Origin of the sequence: Acinetobacter sp. YH12255 (genome assembly GCF_013417355.1) — a bacterium.
Classification (GTDB): Bacteria; Pseudomonadota; Gammaproteobacteria; order Pseudomonadales; family Moraxellaceae; genus Acinetobacter; species Acinetobacter pseudolwoffii.
Genome location: NZ_VPEC01000051.1, coordinates 1 through 13,746 on the forward strand (window position 1 = coordinate 1; position 13,746 = coordinate 13,746).

Sequence of the window (13,746 nt, forward strand, 5' to 3'; positions counted from 1 at the left end):
ATTTTTAAGAATAATGGACGAGGAACGCCAACAAGTCGTTTAAATTCCCCATCATTAAATCTAGTTAAATTTTCATATTTCATGGGACTAGTATAAACAATTTTTTACTTTCGCAAGAGGTCTAATAATTGAATTCTGTGATCCTTCTGATTGAGTGCCAATTCTAATTCGGTTACGTTTCTCTGTAATTTAACGGTTTTTTCTCGGGCTGTCATAACTTTTAATGACAATTCCTTCGATGTTTGATTGTGTTCTGTGTTCTGGTTTGCAGAAAGCTGTCCGGAATCGTGCTGGTTCTCAGCAACCAGACTCATTTCAGCCTGATTCAGACGGTATTTAGTTTTGGTAGCAGGCTGAGAAGGTGCCTGTGTCTGCTTGGCGGCGGTGACTTTGATCGGAGCAGTTACAGTACTCATCATAGCTAAATTCAGTGCTGCACCTTTACGTAAACGATTGGCATTTCCTCCGATAAAGGCATGTTCATTGTTTTGCTTGATTTGCTGCATCACTTCATTAACCGGACGTTGCTGTTCTGCTGCAATTCGTGATGCGATTCCCCACAGCGACTCATTGGACTGAACCATATAAGTCGGTTGAGCTTGGGCTGAGGCACTCTTGGCTGGTGTAACTTTTGTTGTAATTGGAGCTGGGGTCTGTACAGGAGGAGTTGAGCCAGCCGATTTTCTGGCCTGTTCCTCGGCAAATTTCTTGACCAATGGATCGCTGGAAGCGCTTTGATGTTCAGAACCAGTCTCAGCCGGTTTTTGCATAGATACTTTATTTTGCTCTGGAGAAATATGATCTGCTGATAACTTGCTCGCTGGCGTATTTGCAGATACAGACTGTGCCGGCGTTGGTTTTACTGTAGCAACAGGCGGGGAGGGAATCGGCTGCGAAGTATGATGTGTTGAATCTGAAGTGGCCGATGCTGGAGTTTTAACCGTAGTTTGAGTATTGGCAGCAGTTACAGACTCGCTTTTAATTGTAGGAGCGATCGCTTGCGTCTGAATCGCTGGACTTGATGTCATTACAGCTGGCGCAAATGCAGTTTTAGGAATGGAAGTGTTCGATAATGTAGGTGGTGCTGTGTGTTGCAATGCCAACGGCTTTTCTAAAACCGCTGGCTTGTTTAAGGCTGCGGAAGCTGCTGTACTGTAATGGCTACTTACGGGTAAGTTAAGTGCAATATCTTTTTCACTGACCATGACAACTGGTGCAAGCGGGCGTTCATTCTGTTTGAGACTGGCTTTTAATAAATCGGTTTTAGCTTGTAAGGGCGTACGGATATGTTGCAGACGTGCAGCACTGCCTTCCTTGATTTTGACAATAATATTCAGCTCGCGTTCTGTCATGGGGCGAGAAGAAGTAATAGTAATGACCCCGGTGCCGTTATTGCTGCGCCGGGTAAAAAAGTTCAGATGACCAGGTGGCTGATGCGATGCACCCATCGAGATTAAATCTTCAGGTGAAGCCAGACTGACTTCAATCGGCAAATTGATATCAGACTGCCGAAAAGTCATTTCTGCATAGAGTAATTCCCCAGGGGCAGACTGAATCTGAACCGGATCTACATTAATCGCATAAATATTTTGTGAAGCGACAATGGCTAAAATGGCAAGCTTTAATTTGTTATATACAGTCATCTTAATCGTGAGCTCAGTCATTATCGCATAGCGAAAATTATAGATTAACGGGATGTTTGTTTTTTGTAAAATACTTACGCAATAGTTACATAAAAAAGCCGATCAATAAAGATCGGCTTTTGGCTTTATATCCACAGGATATTAGGCATTTTTATAATCAATCAGAATACGTAGCATACGGCGTAACGGCTCGGCAGCACCCCAAAGCAACTGGTCACCTACAGTGAATGCACCCAGATATTCTTTACCCATGTTCAGCTTGCGCAGGCGGCCGACTGGAACGCTTAAAGTACCTGTTACAGCAACAGGCGTCAGATCAGTCATTGAGGCTTCACGGGTATTCGGAACCACTTTAGACCAGTCATTGGCACGTGCAATGATGTCTTCGATTTCATCCAGAGGCACGTCTTTACGCAGTTTTAGCGTCAATGCCTGAGAGTGGCAACGCATGGCACCAATACGCACACAGTGACCATCAATCGGCACGATCTGCTGGTTGCCCAGAATCTTGTTGGTTTCAACCTGGCCTTTCCACTCTTCTTTCGACTGGCCGCTTTCCAGTTGCTTGTCGATATAAGGAATCAGTGAACCGGCCAAAGGCACACCGAAGTTGCTGGATGGGAAGCCTTCACCGCGTTGTAATTCAGCAATTCTCGAATCGATATCCAGAATTGGAGAGCGTGGATCATCGAGTAATTCTTTGGTGTTATTGTATAAATAACCCATACCGCTGATCAGTTCACGCATGTTTTGCGCACCCGCACCAGACGCTGCCTGATAGGTCATAGACGTTGCCCATTCCACCAGATTGTTCTGGAACAGACCACCTAGACCCATCAACATCAAGGAAACCGTACAGTTACCGCCAACAAAAGTTTTGGTGCCTTTTACCAAACCGTCTTTGATCACATGCATATTGACCGGATCAAGTACGATGATGGCTTCATCATCCATACGTAAGGTCGATGCTGCATCAATCCAGTAACCATTCCAGCCTTCAGCTTTCAGTTTCGGGAAAACCTCAGAGGTATAGTCGCCACCTTGACAGGTAATAATGACATCCATCTGCTTCAGACTGTTAATATCTGATGCATCCATAAGTGCTGGGGCAGTCTTACCACCAAATGCTGGCGCTTCACCGCCTGCATTACTGGTAGAGAAATAAAATGGCTCAAAATGAGCAAAATCATTCTCTTCAACCATACGTTGCATTAGGACGGAACCAACCATCCCGCGCCAACCGACCAGACCTACTCTCATGTCACTTTGCCTCGGTGCGTTAAAAATTCTAAAGGGATTCGAGTGTATCAAAAAGGGACTCAACTGCAAGTGCTACACAATCAAAACATCAATATTCTTGAGCGAAATATCTGCTTTATGATACATACAAAATTGATAACGTCATTTTTCTTTCAGAAAAAATAATAACTTAATTAAGAGCACGCTTTATGATATGGGTTATCCAAATTGTGGCAATCATTGTCATTTGGTTAAGTTTCTGGTCACTGATCCCACGCGATGAATGGTGGATTCGAGGTGCGGATTTTCCACGCTTACAAATTCTGGTCTTGGGCTTTATTGCCTTTGTGCTGTTTTTGGTGGTGGAGCATCCCTGGACTGTCTTGAATCAGCTGATTTTTGTGGCCCTGATTGCGGCTTTGGCTTATCAGCTAAAAATGGTATTGCCCTATACCTTTATCTGGAAAAAACAGGTCAAGCAGGTCAAACAGGATCAACTGGATCCGCAGCGGCAAATCTCCCTGATTGTTTCGAACGTACTGACCACCAATACTCAATATCATCGACTGATTGAACAGATCCAGACCCATCAGCCAGACTTGGTGTTAACGCTGGAAACGGATCAAACCTGGCAAAATGAACTGTCGGTGATTGAAGCAGATTATCCTTATCGTGTGCCTGTGCCTTTGGATAACCTGTATGGCATGCACCTGTATAGTAAACTGGAACTTCGCAATACCCAGGTCAAGTTTATTTTAAGCGACGAGATTCCGTCCATTCATACCACAGTGATTTTAGGCTCGGGACAGCCGGTGCAGCTGCACTGTCTGCACCCGAAACCACCGAGCCCAACTGAAGCCAAGGATTCTACTTTACGTGATGCGGAATTGTTAATTGTCGGGGATCAGATTAAAGATTTAGATGAAAGTTGCATCGTCATGGGGGATCTGAATGATGTGGCCTGGTCTCGTACTACGCGGCTGTTTCAGCGCATTAGCGGGCTACTGGACCCACGCGTCGGACGTCATTATGTAAACACCTTTCATGCAGATTATCCTTTTTTTCGCTGGTCGCTCGATCACGTATTTCACAGTACCGATTTTGCCCTGGTCCATATGGAACGTCTGCCCCATATTGGTTCTGATCATTTTCCGGTCTTTCTGGTTTTACAAACCGGTCGGGTCTTTGAGCATATTCAGGAAGAATTGGAGCAAACCGATGAAGATGAGCAGGAAGCACAAGAGGCCATAGAAGAGGGGATTCAAAAAGCAGAGAAAGAGGAAAAAATGGTGACCGATGAAATTGCCATGGCTTATAAAGATGGCGGCAAAATTTCTTAACTTTTTAAGAGAAAAGTGTAAGAGATTGCTTACATCAGTTTGCGCTTCTTGCGGATGGGCAATCATGAGCAATCCAGGTATTCTAGGTTTATCAGCACAGGGAGTCGAGAAAGGATATTCTCATAAGGAAGACGAAGCTGAATGAAAACATCATGGATATGATGCTGAAAGGGAAATCACAAAAAATAGAACCAATTATAATAGATGAAAGCACAACCTCATTAACCCGGGTTTTACAGGATGTAGAACTCGGGTTAAATTATTTTTAGGATGAATTTTTTTAAATATTTAATTGATTATTAAAGATAATTTTAGGTTTAAAGCTATATTTTTACAGTGCAGAATGGAAAATGTTATTGCCAGTGATGACTCAGTGAATGGATCAGAAATACTTCAGCTCTATCGTGCCAATCCATGGTCTACTGCCGAAAACCACAACATTTATTACAGGCTTTACAACATTCGCATGGTCTGGTCACTGCACGTATAAATGGTCAGCTGGTCGGACTGGCGAATGCGATTTCAGATGGCTCTCTGGGGGTGTATTTCCCCCATTTATTGGTTGGTCTAGACTGGCAACGACAAGGCATTGGTCGGCGGATCATGCAAAGTATGCTGCAATATTATTCAGGATTTCATCAGCAGATTTTAGTGGCCGATCAGCAGACAATAGGAATTTTATCAGGCTTTAGGCTTCACACGTGCGGGACTAACGGAAGCTATGTAGATCTATCAAGGTACAGATCATGAGCAGGATTTTAAACTGTAGGAGCTGTAGCGATTTAAAGTCCGCGATCAAACAGATTTAGTAAATTTCCTTATAACCTTCAGGGCGAGTTTTAAAACGGCGGTGGAACCACATATATTGGGTCGGTGCGATGCGTAGCTGCTGTTCAATTATCAGATTCACGCGAGTAGCATCCTCGACTTCATTCTCACTAGGGAAATTCTCCAGTGCCGGTTCAATCAGTACATGGTAGCGTGGATTTTTGATATCGCCATGACGATAGAAATATAAAGGAATCGCAGCAGCTTTGGTCATTTTCAGTAAACGACGGTGCGCGGTGACGGTTGCCGCCGGTACACCAAAGAAAGGTGCCATCACCCCTTGTTTTAAACCATAATCCTGATCCGGACTGTACCAGATTGCATGGCCTTTTTTCAGATTACGTACCAGACCGCGCATATCATCATGATCAATTTGATGGGCATAAATCGTGGCGCGACAACGGTAAATCAGCATGTCCAAAAGTGGATTATTCTGTGGGCGATACACCACATCCGGTTCAAAATATTGTGCACACAGATATCCACCAGCATCCAGTAAGGTCGAATGCGTGCCTAGTAACAGCATACCCCGGCCTTCGGCTTGAGCATTCTGAATATGTTCCAGTCCTTCAATACTGACGCGATCCTGAAACCATTTCGGACTGTACCAGGCATTTAAGGTTTCAAAAACCCCCAGCATTTGATCGATAAAAACCTGACGCGCATTGTCCTGTATTTGCTCGGCAGACCATTCAGGAAAACAGACTTCCAGATTGCGCAGTGTGGTGTCGCGACGTGAGGGCAGATACTTAAAAGACAGATGGCCCAGCAGATAGGCCAGACGATACTGAATGGCCCATGGTAAAATCGCCAAAATCATCAGGAAAATAATACCCAGCCAATTGCCCCAGTATCGAGGTAACAGGAATGACCATTGAAATTCGCCGGGTTGATATGCAGGCTGGGTACTCATAGAACAATATAGGGCTAAAAGATTAAGTGCAGTCTAACAGAGAAGATTCTTGAAATAAAAAAAAGCATCTGTACGAATACAGATGCTTGAGCAAATACTCGTGGAATATTTAGCCGTTGCTAAGGTTATCCAGCTCTTCCCAACGTTCTAATTTTTCCAGTAACAGTTCATCAATTTCTGATAAACGCTGAGACAGTTGCATGGCTTTATCGGAATCACTGACAAATAAAGAGCCATCAGCCAGTTGTGTATTGATCTCGGCTTGCTCTTTTTCCAGCGCTTCCATTTCAGCCGGAAGTTGCTCGAGCGCGCGTTGATCTTTGTAGCTGAGTTTGACTTTTTTGGCAGCAACGGGTGCGGCTTCAGCTTTGGCCATGGCTTTTTTCACGGCACTTTTTTGATCGACCACGGTTTGATCCGGACGCTGTTCAAGATAATCCTGATAACCACCGACATATTCGTCGATATTGCCTTTACCATCAAAGACCCAAGTTGAGGTCACCACGTTGTCCATAAAGGCACGGTCATGCGAGATCAATAACAAGGTGCCTTTGTAGCCACCGAGCATTTCTTCCAGTAACTCTAGGGTCACCATATCCAGATCGTTGGTTGGTTCATCCATCACAATCAGATTCGATGGTTTCAGCAACAGTTTCGCCAGCAAGATACGGTTGCGTTCACCACCAGACAACGCTTTGACTGGGGTACGTGCACGTTCTGGCGAGAACAGGAAGTCTTGTAAATAGCTATAGATATGACGACGGTTACCATTCACATCCACGTGGTCAGAGCCTTCAGAAACGTTATCTTTGACCGACTTTTCCAGATCCAGTGCATTACGCAGTTGGTCGAAATAGGCTACTTCCAGCTGTGTACCGGTTTTCACCGTGCCGCCATGCTCAAGCTCGCCCAGAATGGCTTTAATCAGTGTGGTTTTACCGACACCGTTATCACCGACCAGACCGATACGGTCACCGCGTAAAACCAGTGCCGAGAAGTTGTTAATGATCGGTGCATTGTCACCGAATTTCACACTCAGGTTCTCAATCTCAAAGACCAGTTTGCCGGAACGGTTGGCATCCTGAGTCGCCATCGCCACTTTACCTTGTTGCGAACGGCGCGCTTTGGATTCTTCACGCAGTGCTTTTAGAGCGCGAACACGACCTTCGTTACGGGTACGGCGTGCTTTGATGCCCTGACGGATCCAGACTTCTTCTTCCGCCAGCTTTTTATCAAACAGCGCATTCTGCTTTTCTTCAGCTTCCATTTGCATGGCTTTGAGTTCTAAGTAACGTGAATAGTTACCTTCATAACTGCGCAATTGACCACGATCCAGTTCCACAATACGGGTGGCGATGCTATCGACAAAGGCACGGTCATGCGAAATGAATAACAGAGTTAAATTGTTTTGATCGAGCAGGAATTTTTCCAGCCACTCGATACTTTCAACATCTAAATGGTTGGTCGGTTCATCCAGTAATAAGACATCTGGCTGAGTCAGCAAGGCACGTGCCAATAGGACACGACGCTTACGACCACCCGACAAATCGGCAAGATCTGCATCTGGGTCCAGCCCCATTTTGCTTAAAATCGAATTGACCTTGGTTTCCAGCGCCCAGCCATCGAGCTGGTCCATTTTGTGTTGCAGATTGCCCATGCGGTCACAAGCGTCCATATCGCCCAGCACACAGGCTTCACTGGCTGCATGGTAGGCACGCAAAACTTCCGACGCTTCACCGGCACCGTCAGCCACGATATCCGCCACTCGGCCTGAGTCCATCGGTACATCTTGCGCCAGCATCGAAATCGTGATGCCATTTTGTAATGAAACTTCGCCGCTATCCGGCAGTAAACTTCCTTCAATCAGCTTAAGTAAGGTAGACTTACCCTCACCATTACGGCCAATCAAACACACTCGTTCGCCGCGCTCCAAGTTAAAATTCGCGCCGTTGAGCAGGGCGGGTCCACCAAACGCAAGTTGGACATCCCTAAGGGTAATATAGGCCATAATGTTTCCTGAAATCCCCAATGAGGACTTTAAATGACTAAACAACAAAATCTAAATGATCAGGCGTCATTTTCCGCACCCATTGAAGATTTGCAAGTGCGAATTGCATTTTTAGACGATTTAGTTGAACAGTTGAATGATCAGGTGGCTAAACAGACTCTGGAAATTGCCGATCTGAAAAAGCAAATGAGCCTGTTATATCAACGTGTTGAGTCCTCAGACCGCTCTGAAGGAATTGCGGATTTTGATCCAGTTGCTGATCGTCCGCCACATTATTAATTTGCAAGCAATCATTTAATAAAACCCTTATATTTGATAAGGGTTTTTTATTGCAGCTGCTATTTCACCGATGATTCGATTCATTTAATCAGCTCTCAGCCTGGAATCTAGCGATTTCTGACCTGCTTGCAGCAAGATCAAATATGTAATCTTCCACTCGATTGGAATCTGGTAAATCCGCTGCAACCCGAATATTCACCATGAAATTATTTGACCTTTCACTCACTTCCTACTCTAATACTGGCTTTCAGGTACATTTCAGAAGCTTGTCCCATGCATCCAAAAGTTGTTCTACTCGACCTCGAAAATAATTTTCCGACGGCCAAGTTACTGCGTGAAATTGTGACGCATTATTCCAGCCTGTATCTGTTTAATTGTGCCGGAACATTTGAATTTTCATTAGAAGATTTAACCGAGCTGGCCGGCTGGATTGCGAGTGGACAGATCATCATTCTGGATACACCTGAATCGCCCCAGAAAGAATATGAATATGCGGTCATTGTCGGTCAGCTGATGGCGCTGTTGGAGCCGGAAACCGAAGTCGAGTTGATCTCGGCGATGGACCGCAGCGAGATGTTGCAGCAGATGCTGCAAGCCTCTGATATTAAATGTAGCCTGATTCAGATTCAGCCCGATGAAGTCTCTATTCCAGCAGAGCATGTTAAAAATTACCTGCCTAGTCTGGAGGCGATCCGCAACAAACCGGCCTTGCAACTGGTGAAAAAGTACTGTGATGCTCTAGGGAAAATGAGTGGTAAGCCAAATACCTTGGAAACCTTAAAAAATTCAGTTGCCAATATTCTGCACGTCATGCCCGTGAAGGCCCAGCATGTGGTCGGCATGCTGATTAACCTGAAAATCGTCAAACGCTATGATGAGCAGATCAGCTTCCGTAAAAAAGTCCTGAAACAGTGGCTACAGCTCAATCTGGATGAACAAGATCCGCTTGAAAATCCAAAACTGGATCAGGTCCTGTCCCGGCTCAAAGTGGATGATGCTCCAGTTGAATCATTGCAAACTCCGATCCAGTCAGCCCAGCAAGACCTGTTTAAAAACTTTAACCGGATTGATCCGGTGCAACTGGAAGTCGCACGTAAACTGCGTGAATTGCAGGGCGATAAACCCAAAGACATTTATGAGTTACGTGATTTACTGGAACAGTTATTTCCAAAATCGGACATTCGCTTGCTGCTGAAGGAGCTGATCGAGAAGGGTTATATTTACTGGAATGGTCACGAAGTTTTATATAGTCATGAAATGTTCTTGAATTAATTTTATCGTGCAAACTTGCGTTTTATATTGTGCTTATGCAACTCTAATAATAGAACATAAAGGTTGAACTATGGAAAACACTGGAATTTGGGTAGCGGTGATCATCATCATTTTTGTCATGGGGTCAATTTTTGGCTTACGTGTCAGCCCAAGAGAAAAAGCGCTTGGCATCATGCGTGACAAAGCCCGCAAAATGGGTCTGCATCCACGTTTGGTGGTTGCACCCGACTGGACCAAAATTCCAAAGGCCACTGAAAGTCGTGCCAGTATGGTTGCGTACTACAGCGTACTCATGCCAGATGCGCGTTTACCCTTGATGCGTGCCCGTGTTGTCGATAATAAACTCGAAATTGTGCAGGGTGATGAGAAATTTAAAGATTTTCCCATTGCATTAAAAGGCATTTATGCTATTGATATGCAGGCCAACTGTGTCGGATTGTATTGGGATGAACATGCTGATTTAAGAGCAGCCCAACTCGACGATATCAAAGCACTATTACACGCTTTGGCTGAACTTTAATTTAGAAATAAACAGGATTAACGGTTAATTATGGCGAACGCTCCTCGGTCCACATCAAAAAGCAGCACAGCAAAGTCTCCCGACGCTGGAAGTAAGCGTGCCTTAGTGATTGTGGAGTCGCCTGCAAAAGCGAAAACAATCAATAAGTACCTTGGTCCAAACTACATCGTAAAATCATCAGTCGGTCATGTCCGTGACTTGCCAACAGGCGGCTCTGCCAAATCGACAGAGAAAAAGCCGGCGACACGCACCAAACTGACAGATGAACAGAAAGCTGAAAAATCACAGAATGCGTTGATTAACCGCATGGGTGTCGATCCGGAACATGACTGGAAAGCCAAATACGAAGTGCTGCCCGGCAAAGAACATGTGGTTGCCGAACTGAAAAAACTGGCAGCGCAAGTCGATGAAGTCTATCTGGCAACGGATATGGACAGGGAAGGGGAAGCGATTGCCTGGCATTTAAAAGAAGTGATTGGCGGCGATGAGTCACGTTATCAACGTGTGGTCTTCAACGAAATTACCAAAAATGCCATTCAGGAAGCCTTTAAGCATCCTTCACGTCTGGACACCAATAAAGTCAATGCCCAGCAGGCACGCCGTTTCCTGGACCGCGTGGTCGGCTTCATGATTTCACCACTCTTGTGGGAAAAGATTGCCCGTGGCCTGTCAGCCGGTCGTGTACAGTCGGTTGCGGTGAAACTGGTGGTTGAACGCGAACGTGAAATTCGGGCCTTTATTCCTGAAGAATACTGGCAGGTGTTTGCCGATACCAAATCGAAAAAAGATGACATCCGTCTGGAAGCAGTCAAGCAAAATGGCAAGACTTTAAAGCTTCGTAATAAAGACGAAACGGATGCACTGTTAAACCTGATTAAAGATGCGGATTATACCGTTTCTGCCCGTGAAGATAAGCCAACCAAAGTCAATCCAAGCGCGCCCTATATCACGTCAACGTTGCAACAGGCGGCCAGTACCCGTCTCGGTTTTTCTGTGAAGAAAACCATGATGCTGGCACAGCGCCTGTATGAAGCCGGTTTCATTACCTATATGCGTACCGACTCGACCTTCCTGAGTGATGATGCGGTAAGCATGGTCCGTGGCCATATCGAATCAGAATTTGGTGAGAAGTACCTGCCGGCCAAACCCAACCGCTATGGCAATAAAGCCGGCGCGCAAGAAGCGCATGAGGCAATCCGTCCATCTACTGTGAGTCTCAAAGGTGACAGTCTGGTCGGTGTGGAGCGTGATGCACAGCGTCTCTATGACTTGATCTGGCGCCAGTTTGTGGCCTGTCAGATGACACCGGCTGAATACCTGTCTTCAACCATTTTAGTCAATGCCAATGGCGTAGAACTGAAAGCCAAAGGCCGGACGCTGGTCTTTGATGGTTTTACCCGGGTGCGTGGTGCCAACAAAGCGGATGACGATATTCTATTACCGGCAGTGAAAGTCGGTGAAGTGCTGAAACTTCAGAAGCTTGATCCATCTCAACATTTCACCAAGCCACCAGCTCGTTTTACTGAAGCCTCACTGGTCAAAGAACTCGAGAAAAAAGGCATTGGCCGTCCATCGACCTATGCTGCAATTATCTCGACCATTCAGGATCGTGGTTATGTGAAGCTCGATAACCGTCGTCTCTTTGCCGAGAAGATGGGTGAGATCGTCACCGACCGTCTGGATGAAAACTTCAATAACCTGATGAACTACGCCTTTACCGCAGATCTTGAAGGTCAGCTGGATAAGGTGGCAGATGGTGAACGTAATTGGAAAGAGCTGTTAGACAGCTTCTACGGCGATTTCAAGCAGCGTTTGACTACGGCACAAGGTGAGAACGGTATGCGCCGTAATCAGCCAGTGGAAGTGGATGCGGTACATTGTAAAGAATGTGAGCGCCCAATGCAGATTCGTACCGGAACCACAGGCGTTTTCCTGGGCTGTTCTGGTTATAACCTGCCACCGAAAGAACGTTGCAAGGGAACCTTGAACCTGACCCCAGTCGAGTCTTTGGCTGCACTGTCTGATGATGATGCGGCCGAAACCGCTGACCTGATGTCGAAGAAACGTTGTCCGGTGTGTGAAACGGCAATGGACAGCTATGTGATTGATGGCGGTCGTAAACTGCATGTTTGTGGCAATAACCCGGACTGTGATGGTTATGAACTCGAAGAAGGAGAGTTCAAGATCAAAGGTTATGATGGCCCAACCATTCCATGCGACAAATGTGATGGCGAAATGCAGCTTAAAACGGGTCGTTTTGGTCCATACTTCGCCTGCAACAGTTGTGACAATACCCGTAAAGTATTAAAGAGTGGTCAGCCGGCACCTCCGCGTGTCGATCCGATCAAGATGGAACATTTGCGCTCGACCAAGCACGATGACTTCTTTGTGCTGCGTGATGGTGCGGCCGGTTTATTTTTGGCTGCCAGCAAGTTCCCGAAAGTGCGTGAAACACGGGCACCGAAAGTTGCCGAGATTCGCTCTGTGGCTGAACAGCTAGATCCGAAATATCAGTTTATCTTGCAAGCGCCTGATGCAGATCCGGAAGGTAACCCGACTTTGGTGAAATTCAGTCGCAAGAACCAATCGCAATATATTGGCTCTGAAAATGCGGAAGGCAAGCAAACCAAATGGTCTCTGGTTTACCAGGATGGAAAATGGGTTGAAGCCTAAATAAAGTTTAAACTTGAAAAAAATGCTGACGAAAGTCGGCATTTTTTATTTATGATGTGTCGATATTTTAAAAAAAATAAATAAGGTTGCTTGGGGATATGTGGAAAAAGATTCGGATTCTGATTTTATTAAGTATTTTATTGATCGTTGCAGTCAATGCCTATCGTGATCAAAATCAGAACTGGTCAAAGCCGGTCATGGTTCTGTTGCATCCGATTAATGCAGATGGATTACCGACCACACAGCAATACATCCAGCAACTGTCAGTTCAGGATCTAGAAACGGCAAGAGACTTTCTACAAAAATCAGCACAGCAATATCGGAATCAACCCACTTATTTTTATTTTAATTTGGGTCGTGAGCTTAAAGTTTTATCGCCTAAAGTCCCTGAGCAGGCCTCAATTTTCGATACTGTTGTATGGAGTTTAAAGTTTCGATTTTATGCCTGGAAACAGCAACAAAGTTCGGACCCTTCTGCCAGTCTGACCCTGTTTTTAAATTATTATGATCCGGCACAAACCCGGCAATTAAAGCATTCAACTGCCTTGCAAAAAGGCCGGATTGGTTCGGTCAACCTGTTTGCCTCTCAAAAGCAGTCTGAACAAAATAAAATTGTTTTGGTACATGAGTTACTGCATGCCTTTGGTGCCAGTGATAAATATGATCTGGCCACAGGTCAGCCGATTTATCCAATAGGTTATGCATTTCCAGATCAGCAACCTGTGTTCCCACAAGCCAAGGCAGAACTGATGGCAGGACATATCCCGCTGTCCGAAACCACGAGTAAAATGCCGGGATCTCTGGATCAGACCCTGATTAATGAGATCACAGCAATTGAGTTGGGCTGGAAATAAAGACTTGTAGATTCTCTTGGATTTATCCAGAATCTAGACTTTATTGATAGCGCAGATTCAAATCTCAAGTGCGACACATTTGTAGTTAGTTGAAAAAGTTAGGTGTATTCGTAGAATCATTGGACTTTTTCAACTCGCAATTGGAAAGCACACAATGAAGAAATACACCCAACTTTC

The 13,746-nt window shown here is 45.3% G+C and carries 11 protein-coding genes and 1 pseudogene; 7 read left to right on the forward strand and 5 right to left on the reverse strand.

All coding sequences use genetic code 11. The features are described from left to right. The 3 genes and pseudogenes from FTV30_RS13925 to asd form a co-directional block, all read right to left on the reverse strand. Window positions 1–83, reverse strand: a pseudogene (locus tag FTV30_RS13925) (IS5/IS1182 family transposase); the annotation flags it as partial. A gap of 21 nt (window positions 84–104) precedes the next feature. Beyond that, window positions 105–1,664 carry a hypothetical protein gene (locus tag FTV30_RS13930; RefSeq protein ID WP_180001793.1) on the reverse strand — a complete coding sequence of 520 codons (1,560 nt, stop codon included), beginning with the start codon at window positions 1,662–1,664 and terminating at the stop codon, window positions 105–107. A 120-nt stretch (window positions 1,665–1,784) separates the two neighbouring features. Beyond that, complete coding sequence (gene asd / locus FTV30_RS13935; protein WP_180001794.1) at window positions 1,785–2,903, reverse strand: aspartate-semialdehyde dehydrogenase; 1,119 nt, start codon at window positions 2,901–2,903, stop codon at window positions 1,785–1,787. Between the two features lie 188 nt (window positions 2,904–3,091). On the opposite strand from asd, the gene FTV30_RS13940 reads away from it, so the two are divergent. Continuing rightward, window positions 3,092–4,222 (forward strand): endonuclease/exonuclease/phosphatase family protein, encoded by a 1,131-nt coding sequence (locus tag FTV30_RS13940; protein ID WP_005095492.1) that lies wholly within the window; start codon window positions 3,092–3,094, stop codon window positions 4,220–4,222. 414 nt (window positions 4,223–4,636) lie between these two features. Beyond that, complete coding sequence (locus tag FTV30_RS13945; RefSeq protein ID WP_257221949.1) at window positions 4,637–4,972, forward strand: GNAT family N-acetyltransferase; 336 nt, start codon at window positions 4,637–4,639, stop codon at window positions 4,970–4,972. A 55-nt stretch (window positions 4,973–5,027) separates the two neighbouring features. Here the strand turns inward: FTV30_RS13945 and FTV30_RS13950 are convergent, their stop codons facing one another. After that, window positions 5,028–5,963, reverse strand: coding sequence for a hypothetical protein (locus FTV30_RS13950; protein WP_005095497.1), 936 nt, complete (start codon window positions 5,961–5,963; stop codon window positions 5,028–5,030). A 109-nt stretch (window positions 5,964–6,072) separates the two neighbouring features. Further along, window positions 6,073–7,971, reverse strand: coding sequence for an ATP-binding cassette domain-containing protein (locus FTV30_RS13955; protein ID WP_005095500.1), 1,899 nt, complete (start codon window positions 7,969–7,971; stop codon window positions 6,073–6,075). 33 nt (window positions 7,972–8,004) lie between these two features. Between FTV30_RS13955 and FTV30_RS13960 the strand changes: the two genes are divergently transcribed. The 5 genes from FTV30_RS13960 (at window position 8,005) to FTV30_RS13980 (ending at window position 13,569) form a co-directional block, all read left to right on the forward strand. Next, window positions 8,005–8,250: a SlyX family protein gene (locus FTV30_RS13960; RefSeq protein WP_005095502.1), complete on the forward strand. Its 246-nt coding sequence runs from the start codon at window positions 8,005–8,007 to the stop codon at window positions 8,248–8,250. Window positions 8,251–8,523: 273 nt separating this feature from the next. Beyond that, a complete protein-coding gene (locus tag FTV30_RS13965; RefSeq protein ID WP_180001795.1) occupies window positions 8,524–9,522 on the forward strand; it encodes a hypothetical protein in 999 nt (332 codons plus the stop codon). A 70-nt stretch (window positions 9,523–9,592) separates the two neighbouring features. Next, window positions 9,593–10,042: an ammonium transporter gene (locus FTV30_RS13970; protein ID WP_005095506.1), complete on the forward strand. Its 450-nt coding sequence runs from the start codon at window positions 9,593–9,595 to the stop codon at window positions 10,040–10,042. A 30-nt stretch (window positions 10,043–10,072) separates the two neighbouring features. Beyond that, complete coding sequence (gene topA / locus FTV30_RS13975) at window positions 10,073–12,715, forward strand: type I DNA topoisomerase (RefSeq protein WP_180001796.1); 2,643 nt, start codon at window positions 10,073–10,075, stop codon at window positions 12,713–12,715. A gap of 98 nt (window positions 12,716–12,813) precedes the next feature. Continuing rightward, window positions 12,814–13,569 carry a hypothetical protein gene (locus tag FTV30_RS13980; protein ID WP_180001797.1) on the forward strand — a complete coding sequence of 252 codons (756 nt, stop codon included), beginning with the start codon at window positions 12,814–12,816 and terminating at the stop codon, window positions 13,567–13,569. Window positions 13,570–13,746: the final 177 nt, after the last annotated feature.

Excerpts from the sequence above, each read along its gene's own strand:
- FTV30_RS13930 (WP_180001793.1), bottom strand. The coding sequence starts at position 1,664 with ATGACTGAGCTCACGATTAAGATGACTGTATATAACAAATTAAAGCTT.
- asd (WP_180001794.1), bottom strand. The coding sequence starts at position 2,903 with ATGAGAGTAGGTCTGGTCGGTTGGCGCGGGATGGTTGGTTCCGTCCTA.
- FTV30_RS13940 (WP_005095492.1), top strand. The coding sequence starts at position 3,092 with ATGATATGGGTTATCCAAATTGTGGCAATCATTGTCATTTGGTTAAGT.
- FTV30_RS13945 (WP_257221949.1), top strand. The coding sequence starts at position 4,637 with ATGGTCTACTGCCGAAAACCACAACATTTATTACAGGCTTTACAACAT.
- FTV30_RS13950 (WP_005095497.1), bottom strand. The coding sequence starts at position 5,963 with ATGAGTACCCAGCCTGCATATCAACCCGGCGAATTTCAATGGTCATTC.
- FTV30_RS13955 (WP_005095500.1), bottom strand. The coding sequence starts at position 7,971 with ATGGCCTATATTACCCTTAGGGATGTCCAACTTGCGTTTGGTGGACCC.
- FTV30_RS13960 (WP_005095502.1), top strand. The coding sequence starts at position 8,005 with ATGACTAAACAACAAAATCTAAATGATCAGGCGTCATTTTCCGCACCC.
- FTV30_RS13965 (WP_180001795.1), top strand. The coding sequence starts at position 8,524 with ATGCATCCAAAAGTTGTTCTACTCGACCTCGAAAATAATTTTCCGACG.
- FTV30_RS13970 (WP_005095506.1), top strand. The coding sequence starts at position 9,593 with ATGGAAAACACTGGAATTTGGGTAGCGGTGATCATCATCATTTTTGTC.
- topA (WP_180001796.1), top strand. The coding sequence starts at position 10,073 with ATGGCGAACGCTCCTCGGTCCACATCAAAAAGCAGCACAGCAAAGTCT.
- FTV30_RS13980 (WP_180001797.1), top strand. The coding sequence starts at position 12,814 with ATGTGGAAAAAGATTCGGATTCTGATTTTATTAAGTATTTTATTGATC.